Here is a 16,325-nt window from a genome sequence, read left to right on the forward strand (position 1 = left end):
AATGACGTTACTTAATCCCTACTTTGGCGAATTTGGCGGAATGTATGTTCCGCAAATCCTGATGCCAGCCCTGCGCCAGCTGGAACAGGCGTTTGTCGACGCCCAGAAAGATCCTGAGTTTCAGGCCGAGTTTACCGACCTGCTGAAGAACTATGCGGGTCGGCCTACCGCCCTGACGCTGTGCAAAAACCTGACTAAAGGCACCAAAACCCGCCTCTATCTTAAGCGTGAAGATCTGCTGCACGGTGGCGCGCACAAGACCAACCAGGTGCTGGGTCAGGCGTTGTTAGCCAAACGCATGGGCAAAAACGAAATTATTGCCGAAACCGGTGCGGGTCAGCACGGCGTAGCTTCAGCGCTGGCCTGTGCGCTGCTGGGCATGAAATGCCGCATCTATATGGGCGCAAAAGATGTGGAGCGTCAGTCACCCAACGTCTTCCGTATGCGTCTGATGGGCGCAGAAGTGATCCCGGTGCACAGCGGCTCCGCCACGCTGAAAGATGCCTGTAATGAAGCGCTGCGTGACTGGTCTGGCAGCTACGAGACATCACACTATATGCTCGGCACCGCGGCGGGTCCGCATCCCTTCCCGACGATTGTGCGTGAGTTCCAGCGCATGATTGGCGAAGAGACTAAAAAGCAGATTCTGGAAAGAGAGGGTCGCCTGCCCGATGCGATCCTCGCCTGTGTGGGCGGCGGCTCCAACGCCATCGGCATGTTTGCCGACTTTATCGATGAGACCAGCGTGAAGCTGATCGGCGTAGAGCCTGCGGGCCACGGCATTGAGACCGGCGAGCATGGCGCGCCGCTCAAGCACGGTCGCGTCGGCATCTACTTCGGTATGAAATCGCCGATGATGCAGACCCATGATGGCCAGATTGAGGAGTCTTACTCGATCTCTGCCGGCCTCGACTTCCCGTCGGTAGGCCCGCAGCATGCGCACCTGAACAGCATCGGTCGTGCGGAATATGTCTCCATCACCGATAACGAAGCGCTGGCCGCCTTTAAACAGCTCTGTCGCGATGAAGGTATCATTCCGGCGCTGGAGTCATCCCACGCCCTGGCGCACGCCATGAAGATGATTCAGGCCGAGCCGGAAAAAGAGCAGTTGATTGTGGTCAACCTCTCTGGCCGCGGCGACAAAGATATTTTCACCGTTCATGACATTTTGACAGCGCAGGGAGAAATCTGATGGAACGTTACAATCAACTGTTTACGCGTCTGTCAGCGAATAACGAAGGGGCTTTCGTTCCTTTTGTTACGCTGGGCGATCCGTCACCGGAGCTTTCACTGCGTGTAATTGATGCCCTGGTTGAAGGAGGCGCGGATGCACTGGAGCTGGGTATTCCCTTCTCCGATCCCCTTGCAGATGGCCCGACCATCCAGAATGCGACGTTACGCGCCTTTGCGGCGGGCACCAACACCAGCCAATGCTTTGAAATGCTGGCCACTATCCGCCGTAAGTATCCGGATCTGCCGATTGGATTGCTGATGTACGCCAATCTGGTCTTCACCAACGGTGTGGATGAGTTCTATGCCCGTTGTGCAGAGGCGGGTGTGGATTCGGTGCTGGTGGCGGATGTGCCCGTTGAAGAGTCCGCGCCCTTCCGTCAGGCGGCGCTGCGTCATGGCATAGCACCCATCTTCATCTGTCCGCCTAACGCCAGCGATGAGCTGCTGCGCGAGATCGCTTCACACGGACGGGGTTACACCTACCTGCTGTCGCGCGCGGGCGTGACCGGTGCTGAAAACCGCGCCAGCCTGCCGTTGCAGCATCTGATCGACAAGCTGCGTGAATACCATGCAGCCCCGCCGCTGCAGGGCTTTGGTATCTCTGAGCCTGAACAGGTTAAGGAAGCGATCGCCGCGGGCGCTGCGGGCGCGATCTCCGGCTCTGCGATTGTCAGAATCATCGAAAAACATCATTCAGAGCCTGAGGTGATGCTGAGCGAGCTGAAGAACTTTGTCAGCCGTCTTAAAGCCGCCAGCCGTTAATCCTGCCAGCATGCCTTATCGCGCGATAAGGCATGATTTGTTTCCTTTTTTTTCATTCCCCCATTTGCCCTTTTTGCAAAATCTGCACCACAATGACAATGCGCCGTTACGGTAACGTCGCATCCATTTTGTGACAGGGAGAGAAAGCAATGAAATTCGTTAAACTGCTGACAGGTGCTGTACTGGCGGGCGTGGTTGCGCTGACACTGAGCGCCTGTGCGCCAACCGCAACCAAAGAGGGAACCGGTGGCTATATTGATGACACCGTGGTGACCACAAAAGTTAAAGGTGAACTGCTGAAAGATGACTCGCTGAAATCAACTGAAATCAACGTAGAAACCTTCAAAGGTAAAGTTCAGCTGAGCGGTTTTGTTTCATCACCACAGATGGCTAACCGTGCCGTTCAGGTTACGCGCAGCGTGGCGGGCGTGAAGTCCGTTGTTAACAATATGCAGATCAAATAACGTCTTAACAGACAAAAAAAAGGCCGCTGATTCAGCGGCTTTTTTATTATCTTTATCCTCAGAAACGGTAACCCGCTCCGAAGAAGAAGACCCAGGGATCGATGCGCATATTGATATTCTGCTGCTCGCCACCCGCTTTAAACTTCACTTCCGTATCAATATCCATGTACCACACGGATGCATTCAGCATCCAGTCACGGTTAATCTGATAATCCAGACCGACCTGACCCGCCACACCCCAGGAATCCTTCACGCTGAGATCGGTCAGGCCCGCATCGCGGCCCGTCTGGTTGAAATCGGCATCGTAAAAGGTGGTGTAGTTGATACCTACGCCAACGTAAGGACGCGCTTTGCTCTTGCTATCAAAGAAGTAGTACTGCGCCATCAGCGTAGGCGGTAACTGGCGTACCGTTGCCAGTGTTCCGGTCGGGCCCAGGCCCACCTTGTGACGGAACGGTGTGGCGGCCAGTAATTCGACACCAATGTTGTCCGTTGCCATGTAAGTAAAGGTCAGGCCCAGCTGCGTGTCGTTGGATGCGCTGAACTCGCCCATCCCTAACACATTATCGGAACCTTCGGTGGGCCGGACGGTGGCACTACCGGCACGCATAAAGAAGTCGCCTGCTTCGTGGGCCATCGACAGCTGAGGGAAAGCCAGAGCCAGCAGCATCGCGCATTTTGCCAGTTTCATCATCACTCCTTTGCTTAATGTTAATGTCGCGAACGTCATCGCTTTTTGCTGGCAAATATTTAACGTGATTTACAGAAAATTGCACTCTGTACCCTTCAGATAAATTACTTAAAAAACAATGAATTGATTTAGATCAATTTCGGCTCGGGCTGGCGCAGCAAAATTCCCCTTGCTGAATAATTTCGCCAGGCCTATTTTGCTTATCTTCTCTGGTGATTTTGGTTCGATGCCCTGGGAGGGGCGGGTGATCAAATGAGTGAAATAACTAACCCTTGTGTCAGCTGTGGCGCCTGCTGCGCCCATTTCCGCGTCTCATTTTACTGGGCCGAAGCCGATGATGCAGGCGGCCCGGTGCCGACCGCATTAACCGAACCGCTCAGCCTGTTAATGCGCAATATGCGTGGAACGAACGATCGCGCGCCGCGCTGCGTTGCCCTTGAAGGCGACATTGGCGGCTGTGTCTCCTGCGGAATTTACGAACAACGTCCGACGCCCTGTCGGGAATTTTCGATGTCGGGCGAAGCGGGTATCCACAATGAAGCCTGCGATCGCGCCCGCGCCCGGTATGGTCTTCCCGCCCTTTTTTCTCCATCTTTACCTGTCATGACAGAAAGTTATGCCGCAGCGGGTGCCCGCGAGCTGTCAGAACATGTACAATCGCCGGGTTAATTAACCCGGTTCCTCAAAGGAGTGTACATGTCTATCACGGCAAGCTCGTTATACCGTGACACAGGAAATTTCGCGCGCCATCAACTGGCTACGGTGCTGTTGATGTCGCTGCTGGCCGCTTTTATCACCGTCATGCTGGTGCATGTGCTGACGCCAGGTGCCGATCAGATGGCCCTCCTGCAACAGGGTGACGATAGCGCCGGTTCGCTGTTTGAGATGGTGCAGAATATGTCACCGGAACAGCAGCAGGTGCTGCTGCGCGCCTCGGCGGCCAGCACCTTCGCTGCGCTGATGGGGAACACGCTGCTGCTTGGCGGAATGCTCTATCTGATCCCGATGGTCTCTTCCGGCCAGCGTGTCAGTGCGTTGCGGGCGATTGGTGCTTCAGCGCCGCTGCTGCCAAAGCTGCTGCTGCTCACCTTCCTGATGACGCTGGTGGCGCAACTGGGCTTTATGGTGCTGGTGGTGCCAGGCATTCTGCTGACGATTCTGCTGTCGCTGGCTCCGGTGATGGTGGCCAGTGAGAAGATGGGTGTCTTTGCCGCCATGCGGGCCAGCATGCGGATGGCGTGGAAGAATGTGAAGCTGATTGCCCCCGCTATTCTGCTCTGGCTGCTGGCCAAAGTGGTGGTGATGCTGTTCTTCTCTTCGCTGACGGTTTTACCGCTGAATGTCTCGTCGGTGATTTTCACCGCGGCAGGCAATGTGGTTTCGGCGATGTTGATTATCTATCTTTATCGGCTCTATATGCTGTTACGTTGATTGACGATGTGCCTTCGGGCACATTTGCAGCCAACTCTGAATGGAAAAACTATGAAGCAGCTACTCGACTTTCTTCCCCTGGTGGTCTTTTTCATCTTCTACAAGCTGTATGACATTTTTGTCGCCTCGGGCGCGCTCATTGTCGCGACCGGTCTGGCGCTGGTTGTCAGCTGGGTGCTCTATCGCAAGCTGGAAAAGATGACGATTTTCACCTTTGTGCTGGTGGCGGTTTTTGGCACCCTGACGCTGGTGTTCCACAACGATGAGTTCATTAAGTGGAAAGTCACGGTTATCTACAGCCTGTTTGCCGCCGCCCTGCTCTACAGCCAGTGGTTTATGGAGCAGACGCTGATTCAGCGCATGCTGGGCAAAGAGCTGCAGCTGCCCGACGCGGTCTGGCGCCGGCTCAACGTTGCCTGGGCGCTGTTCTTCTTTATCTGCGGCCTGGTAAACATCTATGTCGCCTTTTGGTTATCTCAGGCGTTTTGGGTTAACTTTAAAGTGTTCGGTCTCTCCGGTCTGACCTTACTGTTTACCCTGCTCAGCGGGCTTTACATCTGGCGACAGATGCCGCAGCAGGAACAAAAATAATCATCTGCCCGGTCCGCCGGGCATTTTTTTAGCATTCACCTGCATAGAAGTGGAAGCAATGGGCGAAAAACATACATTGCCGAAAGGCGAAATGGTGCTGCGTACGCTCGCCATGCCAGCAGACACCAACGCCAACGGCGATATTTTTGGTGGCTGGCTGATGTCACAGATGGATATGGGTGGCGCTATCCTGGCGAAAGAGATCGCTGAAGGACGCGTGGTGACGGTTCGCGTCGACGGCATGTCATTTATGAAGCCCGTCGCGGTGGGCGATGTGGTGAGCTGCCATGCGAGCTGTCTTCGTACCGGCAACAGTTCCATGACGATTAATGTGGAAGTGTGGATCAAAAAAGTGTCGTCTGAGCCAATTGGACAAACTTACATTGCGACGGAAGCGGTGTTTATTTATGTGGCGGTCGACAATGAGGGTAATTCCCGTCCTCTGCCAGCCGGTCGCGCTAACCAGCAACCCGGCGAATGAAAAACAGGTCAGGCTGTTTCAGCCTGACCTGACGCTTTATTCCAGGCTGGCCCCACCATTAATCTTAAACACGATATTCATGGTCAGACCCTGCCCTGGCCGTCCGCTCTGATAGCGCCACTTTTTCATCGCCTGCTTAACTTCACGCTCAAACATATTGCGCGGCTCAGCAGAGAGGATCTGGATGTTATCCACCCGTCCCTCACTATCCACATCAAACTTCACCCGGACCCGCCCCTCTACACGCAGTGCAAATGCGCGTTGTGGATAGCCAGGCTTACTGACGTTCAGTGCTTTTGGGCCGGTTGAGGCCGATGAGGTGGGTGACGGCGTAGATTTTGGCGCCGTGGTCGGTTTGTTCTGCGTCGCCGGGGCTTCCTGCTTAAACGGATCGGCCTGCGGTTTGCTCTCCTGACGCGGCTTCACCTCGCGTTTAGGCTGCTCCCGCTTGTGCTCTGGTTTCGGTTTGGGCTTTGGCTTAGGCTCAGGTTTGGGAATCGGCACCGGCTCCGCTTTCGGCGGTTCGGGCACGGGCTGAGGTTCCGGCACCGGTTCAGGTTCTGGCTGTGGTGCAGGCGGCTCCACGATGGCCGGTGCAGGCTCAGGCTGAACTTCAGGGGCAACCATGGTAACGCTGATGGGCTGCGACGCTTTGGGCACCTCAATCACCTGCTGGAATGAAGCATACAGAATTCCGGCTATCACGGCCCCATGCAAAGCAACAGACAACAACATGGAGACAGGCGTGCGTTTAGGTAATGGCATAGTCAGCGTGGTCATAACAGTCGCAGTGATTGAATGAAGCAGCGATTTTAAATGCAAATAGCAATCAGTTTCAATAACTCCCGCCATCCCGCCTGAAGAAAAGCGCTTTTTAGCCCTTTATGCTGAGCCTTTCACCACTCTGAGGTTTCGTTTGCACTCTGAGGGGCAATCCCTTAACGTGTTGCGAAATTCTGGTTAATGGGAGTTCCTTAGTGCTTTACGTCATTTATGCAGAAGATACTGCAGATTCACTGGAAAAACGTAACGCCGTGCGCCCTGCCCATCTGGCACGGCTCAAACTGCTGCAGGAAGAGGGACGCCTGATCATTGCAGGCCCGATGCCTGCTGTCGACAGCAACGATCCTGGTGTAGCGGGCTTTACCGGCTCAACCGTGATTGCTGAATTCCCGTCATTAGAAGAAGCACAATCCTGGGCACAGGATGATCCCTACTTCGCCGCGGGCGTCTATAAGCAGGTTTCGGTTAAGCCGTTTAAACGCGTCTTCTGATCGTGACTCAGCATTGAAAATGGCTTCTGTGCCAGGCACAGAAGCCATTTTTATTTTGATCGTTCAAGAGAGGAAAGATGCAGATAATCATTCTGGGGCTACTGGCCATTATCGCTTTACTGATCGGAAGCGCGGTTTATCTCTGGCGAACTCAGGGCTGGCGTAATAAAAAGCAGTGGATTGTCATGCTGATCGTGCTGGCGGCGGCACTGCAGCTGGTGAACGTAACGCTGATGATGACGACACAACGTCTCGCTGGTTAATCAGACCTGAGGTTTCATTGCGACAGAGCAGCACATCACTCTCTGTCGCAGCAACCGGCCGGTCTGAATATTCTGACTCGCGAATAAACGCAGCGACCAATTGATCTTAATAAATTAAAGCGTTGTTCTGAACGACATTGATAATAAACCGGCAGTACACCGGCCTGGTCATTCAATAATACACGCTCTCTTTATTATCCCGCCACTGGCTATTTTCAGCGATGAGTTAACCGCGATCCAGAATCAGGCCAATCAGCGCATGATAGTGCTGTTCTTCTTCCGGGCTGGTGACATGCTGTAAGCGGCCGATCAGTTTTGAGCAGATCGCTTTACGATTCAGACTACGACCCGAACTGATAATTTCCGTCACGACGGAGCCAAGAATGGCCTGTTGTGAGGGCTGCGCGGCGCTATGTAAATACGCGGAGATGTCAGAGACTGAAGCGGGAATACGAACGTTAGTCTGCATGGTTGACCCTCATAGGATTCATTTAAGATTAATAACCGATGCGATAAAGTTATACAACAACGAGCTATCTGTACAGATATTTAGGTTAAAAAATCAGATCGTCTTGTTTTAATGACAATAAACCCATAAATAACAGCACATTACAACACTGTAAAGTTGTACAACTTTTTAGCCTGCTGTTTTTATCCTGTTAATATTCCCTCTTTAGTCCGCGCCTGCATGACCTGTTTTACTATTAAAAAATGATCTTTCCGTCCTTTTTTTAGTATTAAAGAGGAATTATCTCGCAGAGCTGTCTACATTTACCCCTTGTGAGTTGAACCTCTGAATGGATGCACAGCACAGTCGCGGGCACATTATGCATAAAACTTATTCTGGCCAGTCCCTTACATTGCTCGACCCGCTGTTATCCCGGCTCCTTTCTATTGTTGACCCCAAAATAGAAGTAATGAGTGGTTACCCTGCTAATTGCTCAGTGTGGCTCACTGTCTATTATCAGCGTAAATCGCGTCAGTGGTCTTACGAATGGTACGATCGTGTGGGTTACCACAGGCCGACTGAGCTGGGCAGCTCAATGGAATGTCTGATGCGCGAAGTCAGCGATCGTGGCGCGTCGCATCAGGAGCACCTGATAGCGCGACGGGCGATGGCAGAATCGGTTTTTTTTGAAGCCTGATTTGAAGTCTGAACAGCCTGCTTTGTCCGACAGGCTGAATTCACCGGGCTTTCGCTATATTATCTGCGTAATAAACAGAATCGAACGACGCTGCTGTTGTGCAAGCTGATGGCGAATGCAGTGGATACGCTTATACCGCCGCGACTGCCCTTCCAGCCAGCGGGAGCGGCGGCGATGCACCTGCCGTAACATTCTCCAGCGCGCCACTTCATTTCTGCTTCGTTTCATCACTTCCTCTCTGACGTCATACACACGAGATATACGCGAGGGCATTATAGAGATCTCTGCGGTAATGCCAAATCGGATCCTTCATCGAGGATGTCCGGGATAAAGGGTTCCGTTAGCCGTCATCTGCACGTAAACTTGCCGGACGAAAGCGCGAACGGGATGTCCACTTTATGACCACTTTTTATACCCTGATCAGCTGGTTGCTGGTGTTTGGTTACTGGCTGCTGATCGCCGGGGTTACGCTGCGCGTATTGATGAAGCGACGGGCAGTGACATCCGCGATGGCCTGGCTACTGGTTATCTATATTCTGCCGCTGGTAGGGATTATCGCTTATCTGTCTTTTGGCGAACTCCATCTGGGTAAACGTCGTGCGGAGCGCGCCCGCACCATGTGGCCATCCACTGCCCGCTGGCTTACTGACCTTAAGCAGTGCCGTGAAATTTTTGCCACCGAACACAGCGACGTTGCGCGTTCGCTGTTTGAGCTTTGCTACCATCGTCAGGGCATCGCCGGGGTTAAGGGCAACCAGTTGCAGCTGCTCACCAGCGCCGACGACGTGATGCAGGCGTTGATTCGTGATATCCAGCTGGCCCGCCACAACATTGAGATGGTGTTCTATATATGGCATCCCGGCGGTCTGGCGGATGAAGTGGCGGAATCGCTGATGGCGGCATCACGCCGTGGCGTTCATTGCCGTCTGCTGCTCGACTCTGCGGGCAGTGTTACCTTTTTCCGCAGCCCCTGGGTCGGCATGATGCGCAATGCCGGAATCGATGTGGTGGAAGCGTTGCAGGTCAGCCTGCTGCGCGTCTTCCTGCGACGGATGGATCTGCGTCAGCACCGCAAAATCGTACTCATTGATAACTACATCGCTTATACCGGCAGCATGAACCTGGTCGATCCGCGCTTCTTTAAACAGAGCGCGGGTGTCGGTCAGTGGATTGACCTGATGGCGCGAATGGAAGGCCCGGTTGCCACCGCGATGGGGATTGTTTTCAGCTGCGACTGGGAGATAGAGACCGGCAAACGCATTTTACCGCCGCCGCCCGATCGCAACATTATGCCGTTTGAACAGGAGAGCGGCCACACCGTGCAGGTGATCGCCTCCGGTCCCGGCTTCCCGGAAGATATGATCCATCAGGCGCTGCTGACTGCGGTCTATTCGGCGCGTGAACAGTTGATCATGACCACGCCCTACTTAGTGCCGAGCGACGATCTGCTGCATGCTATCTGTACGGCGGCGCAGCGTGGCGTCAATGTCAGCGTGATTGTGCCTCGTCACAATGACTCGCTGCTGGTTGGCTGGGCCAGCCGCTCCTTCTTCAGTGAGTTGCTGGAAGCGGGCGTGAAAATTTATCAGTTTGAAGATGGCCTGCTGCACACCAAAAGCGTGCTGGTCGACGGACAACTGAGCCTGGTGGGAACCGTGAATCTCGATATGCGCAGTTTATGGCTGAATTTTGAAGTGACGCTGGTGGTTGATGATGCGGGTTTTGGCAGCGATCTCGCCTGTGTGCAGGATGACTATATCGCCCGTTCCCGCCTGCTGGATGGCAAGCGCTGGGCAAAACGTGCCTGGTGGCAACGCATCGTCGAACGACTGTTTTACTTCTTCAGTCCTTTACTGTAAAACGAGCCAGATTGTGTAAATGGCCGCAGGCCGACAGGACAGACTATGGATTTAAATAATCGCCTTACCGAAGATGAAACGCTGGAACAAGCCTACGATATTTTTCTCGAACTGGCAGTCGACAATCTTGATCCGGCAGACGTCATTCTCTTCAATCTGCAGTTCGAAGAGCGCGGTGGCGCAGAGCTGTTCGATCCCTCTGAAGACTGGAAAGATCATGTCGATTTCGATCTGAACCCGGACTTCTTCGCCGAGGTGGTGATTGGGCTGGGTGAAGCGGACGGTGAACCGATCACCGACGTCTTTGCTCGCGTGCTGCTGTGCCGCGAGAAAGACCACAAACTCTGTCATATCCTGTGGCGTGAGTAAGCGTCAGATTTGATAAGAAAACGCCGGGCGATTGCCCGGCGTTTTGCATTATAGCGGGTCGACTTTCAGACAGGAGACCGCGTGATTGAAGCTGCCTTCCAGCAGCGGCCGGGTTTTCGCACACTCCGGACCGGCAATCGGACAACGGGTGCGGAACACGCAGCCTGATGGCGGATTGATCGGCGACGGCAGCTCCCCTTCCAGCAGCTGAATCTGCTTGTTCTTCTCCTTGTCCGGATCGGGGATCGGCACCGCGGACATCAGCGCACGGGTATAAGGATGCTGAGGATTGCTGTAGACCTCTTGGTAGGTACCCAGCTCCACCGCATGCCCCAGATACATTACCAGCACCCGGTCAGAGATATGTTTCACCACCGCCAGATCGTGCGCAATGAAGATCAGCGATAAGCCCATTTCACGCTGCAGCTGCTGCAACAGGTTAACCACCTGGGCCTGAATTGAGACGTCCAGTGCGGAGACCGGCTCATCACAGATAATCAGCTTTGGCTCCAGAATCAGCGCGCGGGCGATACCGATACGCTGACACTGACCGCCCGAGAACTCGTGCGGATAGCGGTTAATCAGGTTAGGCAGCAGCCCCACCTTCATCATCATATTTTTAACGCGGTCTTTCACTTCCTGACGCGCCATTTTTGGATGATAGGTACGCAGTGGCTCTGCGATAATATCGCCGATGGTCATACGCGGGTTCAGCGACGCCAGCGGATCCTGGAATATCATCTGGATATCGCTTCGCGCCTTGCGCCACTCCTCTTCACTTTGCCCCAGCAGATCACGGCCTAACCAGGCGACCCGACCTTCGGTCGCCTTCACCAGCCCGATAATGGCGCGCGCCAGGGTCGATTTACCACAGCCAGACTCGCCTACCACGCCCAGGGTTTCCCCCTCATACAGACGCAGGCTGACACCATCGACTGCTTTCAGGGTTTTTGATGGCTGCCAGAACCACTGCCTGCCATCTTTGATGTCGAAATGCACCTTGAGGTCGGCGATTTCCAGTAACACTCTTTTTTCAGCTACGGTGCTCATACTAACTCCTCCACCGGCTTAAAGCAGGCGCGCAGACGGCCTTCGCCAAAGGGTTCCAGCGGTGGTGCCTGGGTGCAGATATCCATAGCGTGCGGACAACGCGGCTGGAACGGGCAGCCCTGCGGCAGACGCAGCAGGTTGGGTGGATTACCCGGTATCGTCGTCAGACTTTCCCCTTCCGCATCCAGACGCGGCACCGCATTAAGCAGACCAATCGAGTAAGGATGTGACGGCTGATAAAAGACATCACGGGCACGGCCATACTCCATGGTGCGTCCGGCATACATCACCAGCACTTTGTCGCAGATCCCCGCCACCACACCCAGATCGTGGGTGATCATGATAATGGCGGTGTTGAACTCGCGCTTGAGGTCGTTGAGCAGCGTCATAATCTGCGCCTGGACGGTAACATCCAGCGCAGTGGTCGGCTCGTCGGCAATCAGCAGTTTGGGACGGCACAGCAGCGCCATGGCGATCATGACGCGCTGACGCATACCGCCGGAGAACTCATGCGGATACATCTTCATCCGCTTCCGCGCTTCCGGCATTTTCACCGCATCCAGCATTCTCACCGACTCTTCAAACGCCTGCGCGTTGTTCATCCCTTTATGCAGCTTAAGCACTTCCATCAGCTGCTCGCCCACCCGCATATAGGGGTTCAGCGAGGTCATCGGATCCTGGAAAATCATCGCAATCTGTTCGGCGCGCAGTTTATTGAGCTTGTTCTCGGGCAGATTCAGGATCTCTTTGCCATTGAACATCGCCGAACCGCCAATGCGGCCATTTTTCGCCAGCAGCCCCATCAGGGCAAAGGCGGTTTGTGACTTGCCGGAACCGGACTCACCGACAATGCCCAGCGTCTCACCGGCGCGCAGCGAGAAGTTCAGGTCGTTAACGGCGGTAACATCACCATCGTGCGTGCCAAAGGTAACGCGTAAATCTTTGACCGTAAGTAGCTGTTCGCTTCCCGCGCGGGCCGCCATTGCTGGCTGGAATTCATGAATAGTCATCGGGAAACTCCTTAACGATCTTTCGGGTCGAGGGCATCACGCAGGCCATCGCCGATAAAGTTGAAACAGAACAGCGTGACCACCAGGAAGCCTGCCGGATAGAGCAGCAGCCACGGCGACACTTCCATCGAGTTTGCCCCGTCGCTGAGGAGTGCGCCCCAGCTGCTCAGCGGCTCCTGCGTACCCAGTCCCAGGAAGCTCAGGAAGGATTCAAACAGGATCATGCTCGGCACCAGCAGCGAGGCGTAAACCACTACCACGCCCAGCACGTTCGGCACGATGTGGCGCACCACGATTTTCCAGGTCGATACCCCGCCCACATGGGCCGCTTCGATAAACTCTTTGCGCTTCAGGCTCAGCGTCTGGCCGCGCACAATACGCGCCATATCGAGCCACGAAACCATGCCGATGGCGGCAAAAATCAGCAGGATATTGCGACCAAAGAAGGTCACCAGCAGGATCACGAAGAACATAAACGGGAAGGAGTTAAGGATTTCCAGAATACGCATCATCACCGAGTCTGTTTTGCCGCCGAGATAGCCAGCAATCGAGCCATAGAGCGTCCCGACAATCACCGCGATCAGCGCAGAAGCCACGCCCACCATCAGCGAGATCCGGCCACCGATAGCCACACGTACCAGCAGGTCACGACCCGAAGAATCAGTGCCGAACCAGTGACCAGAGGTGGTATCGGGCGGCGAGGACATCATAGCCCAGTCGGTATCGTCGTAAGTGAACTGCGCCAGCATCGGCGCAAAGATCACGAACAGGGTGATCAGGAACAGCACCAGCAGGCTGATGGAGGCAGCGCGGTTATGAATAAAACGACGACGCGCGTCCTGCCAGAGACTACGCCCTTCTACTTCCAGCTTCTCACTGAACGCATCAAGAGCTTCGCTGTTTTTCTTACTTAACATCATGGCGAACTCCGCAATCAGTAACGAATTTTGGGATCGATAACGGCATAGAGCACGTCAACAATCGCGTTGAATACGATGGTCAGCAAACCCACCAGAATGGTCAGGCTCATCACCAGTGAGTAGTCACGGTTCAGCGCGCCGTTCACAAACAGCTGACCGATGCCCGGCAGACCGTAGATCGACTCAATCACCATCGAACCAGTGATGATGCCGACAAATGCCGGTCCCATGTAGGAGATCACCGGCAGCAACGCGGGCTTCAGCGCATGACGCATTACAATGCGGCGCAGCGGTAAGCCTTTGGCGCGCGCGGTGCGGATAAAGTTGGAGTGCATCACTTCAATCATCGATCCACGGGTGATACGCGCGATACTGGCGATGTAAGCCAGCGACAGCGCCACCATCGGCAGCAGCATGTAGTTCCACTGCCCACCATTCCAGCCGCCGCCCGGCAGCCACTTCAGGGTGATGGCGAACAGCAGAACCAGCAACGGCGCGACCACGAAGCTGGGTATCACCACGCCGGTCATTGCCACCCCCATCACCGCAAAATCCCACAAGCTGTTCTGTTTGAGCGCAGCGATAACTCCGGCCGTGACGCCAAGTACCACCGCCAGCAGAAACGCGGCCAGCCCAAGTTTGGCCGAGACCGGGAACGCATGCGCGACCAGGTAGTTGACCGAATAATCTTTGTATTTAAAGGATGGGCCGAAGTCGCCGTGCGCCAGCTGCACCAGGTAATCGACATACTGCTTACCGATAGGATCGTTGAGGTGATATTTCGCCTCAATGTTGGCCATCACTTCCGGTGCCAGGGTGCGCTCGCCAGTAAACGGGCTGCCGGGTGCCAGTCGCATCATAAAGAAGGAGATGGTAATCAGGACGAACAGCGTCGGGAGCGCTTCAAGCAAGCGACGCAGGATGAATTTTAACATTGCCGTACCTACCAGGCTGTTGCTTCACAACATATAAAAAAAAATAAAAGGCGGCGCCAGACGCGCCGCCACTGCTGATAGCCTGAATGCTATTAGTGTTTGATGATGTAGAAGTTTTTATCGAGCGTTTTATCCAGTGGATCTTTACCGGTATAACCGCCGACATAAGGTTTCACCAGACGGGTGTTCACGTAGTAGTAAACCGGGACGATGGTGCTGTCTTTATCCATGATCTGCTCGGCCTGCTGATAGTCAGCTGCACGGGCTTTAGCATCCGGGGCCTTAATCGCGTCGCGAATCACTTTGTCAAACGCATCGCTCTTATAGTGCGAGGTGTTACTGCTGCTGTTGGACAGCATGGTGTTCAGGAAGGAAGTCGGTTCATTGTAGTCCGCACACCATGCCGCACGGGAAACATCGTAGTTACCCTGATGACGGGTATCCAGGAAGGTTTTCCACTCCTGGTTTTCCAGCTTGATGTTCACGCCGATATTTTTCTTCCAGATCGAGGAGGCAGCAATCGCCAGCTTTTTGTGCAGATCGGAGGTGTTATAGAGCAGGTTAAAGGTCAGCGGTTTGTCGGCAGTGTAGCCCGCTTCGGCCAGCAGCTTTTTCGCCTCGGCATTACGCTTGTCCTGTGACCATTTGAACCAGTCTGGCGGCAGAATGTCCATGCCGTCGGTCGCTGGTGGCGTGTAGCTATAGGCAGGTTTCTGGCCCTGCGCCAGCACTTTATTCACCATGATGTCACGATCCAGACCCAGCTTCAGGGCAGCGCGCACGCGCGGATCGGTGAATGGCGCTTTCTGGTTGTTGATTTCGTAGTAATAGGTGCAGAGGTAAGGATCGACGTGCAGCTCTTTACCGTTGTCACGCTGCAGCTTTTTAAACAGCTCAATTGGCAGGTTGTTATAGGTCATGTCGCTGCCGTTCTCGGAGAAGTAACGGTTAACGTCGCTGACTTCAGAACTGATTGGCAGGAAGGTGACCTTGTTCAGCACGGTGTGTTCGTTGTCCCAGTAGTTTGGGTTACGCACCAGAGTGATACGCTCGTTAATCACGTGCGCGTCCAGCTTAAAGGCTCCGTTGCCGACCCAGTTCTGCGGCTGCGTCCACTGATCGCCAAATTTCTCAATCGCCGGTTTGTAAACCGGTGACATGACGGAGTTAATCAGCAGCTTATCAAAATAGGGAACCGGCTCGCTCAGGGTGACTTCCAGCGTGTGGTCATCAATGGCTTTGACGCCCAGATCGGTAACTGGTTTTTTACCGGCGATGATGTCATCGACGTTCAGGATATGACCATACTGCGGATAGCTGGCATACGGTGAGGCGGTTTTAGGATCGACCAGACGCTCCCAGCTGTAGACGAAGTCCTGCGCGGTGACCGGCTCGCCATTGGACCATTTGGCATTTTTACGTAAGTGGAAAGTCCACACTTTGAAATCTTTATTTTCATAGCTTTCCGCTACGGCCGGGATCGGTTTACCGTTGCTGTCATTGACCAGCAGACCTTCGTAAAGATCACGCGCCACGTTATCTTCCGGAACACCTTCAATTTTGTGCGGATCGAGCGACTGCACTTCATCGCCATTGCCGCGAACCAGCTCCTGTTTTGCGGCCAGCTCAACGCCCGCAGGCACCGTTGCTGCGAAAGCCGCATTCCCTGCCAGCGCACTCACTGCGGCGAAAACGCCCGCTGCAATCAGGCTTTTTTTCGTGATGTTGTTCATTATTACACTCCAGTTTTATTATCGTCACCGTGGCGATGCTCTGCCCCGGCGTCCCCCGTCTGCGGGCTCCCTGGCCTGTTACCAGGGAGATTGACCCCAAAAAAAGGTCTGTTT

At 54.4% G+C, this 16,325-nt stretch carries 21 protein-coding genes; 12 read left to right on the top strand and 9 right to left on the bottom strand.

The window, feature by feature from the left end; all coding sequences use genetic code 11:
• The first annotated feature begins 1 nt into the window (after position 1).
• From trpB to PAG01S_RS03890, 3 genes are all read left to right on the top strand, one after another.
• Complete coding sequence (gene trpB / locus PAG01S_RS03880) at positions 2 to 1,192, top strand: tryptophan synthase subunit beta (protein WP_010244436.1); 1,191 nt, start codon at positions 2 to 4, stop codon at positions 1,190 to 1,192.
• Positions 1,192 to 1,995, top strand: a complete 804-nt coding sequence (trpA, locus tag PAG01S_RS03885; RefSeq protein WP_010244433.1) for a tryptophan synthase subunit alpha — start codon at positions 1,192 to 1,194, stop codon at positions 1,993 to 1,995. Before trpB ends, trpA begins: the two co-directional genes overlap by 1 nt.
• A gap of 149 nt (positions 1,996 to 2,144) precedes the next feature.
• The gene (locus PAG01S_RS03890) at positions 2,145 to 2,459 is read left to right on the top strand and encodes a BON domain-containing protein (RefSeq protein ID WP_010244430.1); all 315 of its coding nucleotides are present in this window, start codon (positions 2,145 to 2,147) and stop codon (positions 2,457 to 2,459) included.
• A gap of 58 nt (positions 2,460 to 2,517) precedes the next feature.
• Here the strand turns inward: PAG01S_RS03890 and ompW are convergent, their stop codons facing one another.
• Positions 2,518 to 3,153, bottom strand: coding sequence for an outer membrane protein OmpW (gene ompW, locus PAG01S_RS03895; protein ID WP_029519099.1), 636 nt, complete (start codon positions 3,151 to 3,153; stop codon positions 2,518 to 2,520).
• Between the two features lie 249 nt (positions 3,154 to 3,402).
• Between ompW and PAG01S_RS03900 the strand changes: the two genes are divergently transcribed.
• Genes PAG01S_RS03900 through yciA form a run of 4 tightly spaced genes read left to right on the top strand, consistent with a single transcriptional unit; the run spans position 3,403 to position 5,653 of the window.
• The gene (locus PAG01S_RS03900) at positions 3,403 to 3,819 is read left to right on the top strand and encodes a YkgJ family cysteine cluster protein (protein ID WP_010670256.1); all 417 of its coding nucleotides are present in this window, start codon (positions 3,403 to 3,405) and stop codon (positions 3,817 to 3,819) included.
• A gap of 27 nt (positions 3,820 to 3,846) precedes the next feature.
• Entirely contained in the window at positions 3,847 to 4,581 is a 735-nt protein-coding gene (locus PAG01S_RS03905) for a YciC family protein (protein WP_010244420.1), read from the top strand.
• Positions 4,582 to 4,632: 51 nt separating this feature from the next.
• On the top strand, positions 4,633 to 5,172 hold the full coding sequence (locus PAG01S_RS03910; protein ID WP_010244416.1) for a septation protein A: 540 nt from the start codon (positions 4,633 to 4,635) through the stop codon (positions 5,170 to 5,172).
• Positions 5,173 to 5,230: 58 nt separating this feature from the next.
• Complete coding sequence (yciA, locus tag PAG01S_RS03915; RefSeq protein WP_010244413.1) at positions 5,231 to 5,653, top strand: acyl-CoA thioester hydrolase YciA; 423 nt, start codon at positions 5,231 to 5,233, stop codon at positions 5,651 to 5,653.
• A gap of 36 nt (positions 5,654 to 5,689) precedes the next feature.
• Here the strand turns inward: yciA and tonB are convergent, their stop codons facing one another.
• Positions 5,690 to 6,433 carry a TonB system transport protein TonB gene (gene tonB / locus PAG01S_RS03920; RefSeq protein ID WP_062757770.1) on the bottom strand — a complete coding sequence of 248 codons (744 nt, stop codon included), beginning with the start codon at positions 6,431 to 6,433 and terminating at the stop codon, positions 5,690 to 5,692.
• A 197-nt stretch (positions 6,434 to 6,630) separates the two neighbouring features.
• Here tonB and PAG01S_RS03925 point away from each other — a divergent pair, with 197 nt between their 5' ends.
• A complete protein-coding gene (locus tag PAG01S_RS03925; RefSeq protein ID WP_010244407.1) occupies positions 6,631 to 6,927 on the top strand; it encodes a YciI family protein in 297 nt (98 codons plus the stop codon).
• 77 nt (positions 6,928 to 7,004) lie between these two features.
• On the top strand, positions 7,005 to 7,190 hold the full coding sequence (locus tag PAG01S_RS03930) for a hypothetical protein (protein WP_010670260.1): 186 nt from the start codon (positions 7,005 to 7,007) through the stop codon (positions 7,188 to 7,190).
• Positions 7,191 to 7,416: 226 nt separating this feature from the next.
• Here the strand turns inward: PAG01S_RS03930 and ycgZ are convergent, their stop codons facing one another.
• Entirely contained in the window at positions 7,417 to 7,659 is a 243-nt protein-coding gene (gene ycgZ / locus PAG01S_RS03935) for a regulatory protein YcgZ (RefSeq protein WP_010244401.1), read from the bottom strand.
• Between the two features lie 448 nt (positions 7,660 to 8,107).
• Here ycgZ and PAG01S_RS22185 point away from each other — a divergent pair, with 448 nt between their 5' ends.
• Positions 8,108 to 8,335 (top strand): hypothetical protein, encoded by a 228-nt coding sequence (locus tag PAG01S_RS22185; RefSeq protein WP_228312651.1) that lies wholly within the window; start codon positions 8,108 to 8,110, stop codon positions 8,333 to 8,335.
• A gap of 54 nt (positions 8,336 to 8,389) precedes the next feature.
• Here the strand turns inward: PAG01S_RS22185 and PAG01S_RS22190 are convergent, their stop codons facing one another.
• The gene (locus tag PAG01S_RS22190) at positions 8,390 to 8,563 is read right to left on the bottom strand and encodes a YciY family protein (RefSeq protein WP_003853917.1); all 174 of its coding nucleotides are present in this window, start codon (positions 8,561 to 8,563) and stop codon (positions 8,390 to 8,392) included.
• Between the two features lie 170 nt (positions 8,564 to 8,733).
• On the opposite strand from PAG01S_RS22190, the gene cls reads away from it, so the two are divergent.
• A complete protein-coding gene (gene cls, locus PAG01S_RS03940; RefSeq protein WP_010244396.1) occupies positions 8,734 to 10,194 on the top strand; it encodes a cardiolipin synthase in 1,461 nt (486 codons plus the stop codon).
• A gap of 45 nt (positions 10,195 to 10,239) precedes the next feature.
• Positions 10,240 to 10,563 carry an HI1450 family dsDNA-mimic protein gene (locus tag PAG01S_RS03945; RefSeq protein ID WP_003853921.1) on the top strand — a complete coding sequence of 108 codons (324 nt, stop codon included), beginning with the start codon at positions 10,240 to 10,242 and terminating at the stop codon, positions 10,561 to 10,563.
• 48 nt (positions 10,564 to 10,611) lie between these two features.
• Here PAG01S_RS03945 and oppF read toward each other — a convergent pair whose 3' ends face one another.
• From oppF to oppA, 5 genes are all read right to left on the bottom strand, one after another.
• Positions 10,612 to 11,613: a murein tripeptide/oligopeptide ABC transporter ATP binding protein OppF gene (oppF, locus tag PAG01S_RS03950; RefSeq protein WP_061703887.1), complete on the bottom strand. Its 1,002-nt coding sequence runs from the start codon at positions 11,611 to 11,613 to the stop codon at positions 10,612 to 10,614.
• Positions 11,610 to 12,623: an ABC transporter ATP-binding protein gene (locus tag PAG01S_RS03955; RefSeq protein ID WP_010244386.1), complete on the bottom strand. Its 1,014-nt coding sequence runs from the start codon at positions 12,621 to 12,623 to the stop codon at positions 11,610 to 11,612. Before PAG01S_RS03955 ends, oppF begins: the two co-directional genes overlap by 4 nt.
• An 11-nt stretch (positions 12,624 to 12,634) precedes the next feature.
• Positions 12,635 to 13,543 (bottom strand): oligopeptide ABC transporter permease OppC, encoded by a 909-nt coding sequence (gene oppC / locus PAG01S_RS03960; protein ID WP_010244382.1) that lies wholly within the window; start codon positions 13,541 to 13,543, stop codon positions 12,635 to 12,637.
• Positions 13,544 to 13,557: 14 nt separating this feature from the next.
• On the bottom strand, positions 13,558 to 14,478 hold the full coding sequence (gene oppB / locus PAG01S_RS03965) for an oligopeptide ABC transporter permease OppB (protein WP_010244379.1): 921 nt from the start codon (positions 14,476 to 14,478) through the stop codon (positions 13,558 to 13,560).
• A 92-nt stretch (positions 14,479 to 14,570) separates the two neighbouring features.
• Positions 14,571 to 16,211: an oligopeptide ABC transporter substrate-binding protein OppA gene (gene oppA, locus PAG01S_RS03970; protein WP_060680334.1), complete on the bottom strand. Its 1,641-nt coding sequence runs from the start codon at positions 16,209 to 16,211 to the stop codon at positions 14,571 to 14,573.
• Between the last annotated feature and the right edge of the window lie 114 nt (positions 16,212 to 16,325).

The organism is Pantoea agglomerans NBRC 102470 (genome assembly GCF_001598475.1).
Lineage (GTDB): Bacteria > Pseudomonadota > Gammaproteobacteria > Enterobacterales > Enterobacteriaceae > Pantoea > Pantoea agglomerans.

Excerpts from the sequence above, each read along its gene's own strand:
- trpB (WP_010244436.1), top strand. The coding sequence starts at position 2 with ATGACGTTACTTAATCCCTACTTTGGCGAATTTGGCGGAATGTATGTT.
- trpA (WP_010244433.1), top strand. The coding sequence starts at position 1,192 with ATGGAACGTTACAATCAACTGTTTACGCGTCTGTCAGCGAATAACGAA.
- PAG01S_RS03890 (WP_010244430.1), top strand. The coding sequence starts at position 2,145 with ATGAAATTCGTTAAACTGCTGACAGGTGCTGTACTGGCGGGCGTGGTT.
- ompW (WP_029519099.1), bottom strand. The coding sequence starts at position 3,153 with ATGATGAAACTGGCAAAATGCGCGATGCTGCTGGCTCTGGCTTTCCCT.
- PAG01S_RS03900 (WP_010670256.1), top strand. The coding sequence starts at position 3,403 with ATGAGTGAAATAACTAACCCTTGTGTCAGCTGTGGCGCCTGCTGCGCC.
- PAG01S_RS03905 (WP_010244420.1), top strand. The coding sequence starts at position 3,847 with ATGTCTATCACGGCAAGCTCGTTATACCGTGACACAGGAAATTTCGCG.
- PAG01S_RS03910 (WP_010244416.1), top strand. The coding sequence starts at position 4,633 with ATGAAGCAGCTACTCGACTTTCTTCCCCTGGTGGTCTTTTTCATCTTC.
- yciA (WP_010244413.1), top strand. The coding sequence starts at position 5,231 with ATGGGCGAAAAACATACATTGCCGAAAGGCGAAATGGTGCTGCGTACG.
- tonB (WP_062757770.1), bottom strand. The coding sequence starts at position 6,433 with ATGACCACGCTGACTATGCCATTACCTAAACGCACGCCTGTCTCCATG.
- PAG01S_RS03930 (WP_010670260.1), top strand. The coding sequence starts at position 7,005 with ATGCAGATAATCATTCTGGGGCTACTGGCCATTATCGCTTTACTGATC.
- ycgZ (WP_010244401.1), bottom strand. The coding sequence starts at position 7,659 with ATGCAGACTAACGTTCGTATTCCCGCTTCAGTCTCTGACATCTCCGCG.
- PAG01S_RS22185 (WP_228312651.1), top strand. The coding sequence starts at position 8,108 with ATGAGTGGTTACCCTGCTAATTGCTCAGTGTGGCTCACTGTCTATTAT.
- PAG01S_RS22190 (WP_003853917.1), bottom strand. The coding sequence starts at position 8,563 with ATGAAACGAAGCAGAAATGAAGTGGCGCGCTGGAGAATGTTACGGCAG.
- cls (WP_010244396.1), top strand. The coding sequence starts at position 8,734 with ATGACCACTTTTTATACCCTGATCAGCTGGTTGCTGGTGTTTGGTTAC.
- PAG01S_RS03945 (WP_003853921.1), top strand. The coding sequence starts at position 10,240 with ATGGATTTAAATAATCGCCTTACCGAAGATGAAACGCTGGAACAAGCC.
- oppF (WP_061703887.1), bottom strand. The coding sequence starts at position 11,613 with ATGAGCACCGTAGCTGAAAAAAGAGTGTTACTGGAAATCGCCGACCTC.
- PAG01S_RS03955 (WP_010244386.1), bottom strand. The coding sequence starts at position 12,623 with ATGACTATTCATGAATTCCAGCCAGCAATGGCGGCCCGCGCGGGAAGC.
- oppC (WP_010244382.1), bottom strand. The coding sequence starts at position 13,543 with ATGATGTTAAGTAAGAAAAACAGCGAAGCTCTTGATGCGTTCAGTGAG.
- oppB (WP_010244379.1), bottom strand. The coding sequence starts at position 14,478 with ATGTTAAAATTCATCCTGCGTCGCTTGCTTGAAGCGCTCCCGACGCTG.
- oppA (WP_060680334.1), bottom strand. The coding sequence starts at position 16,211 with ATGAACAACATCACGAAAAAAAGCCTGATTGCAGCGGGCGTTTTCGCC.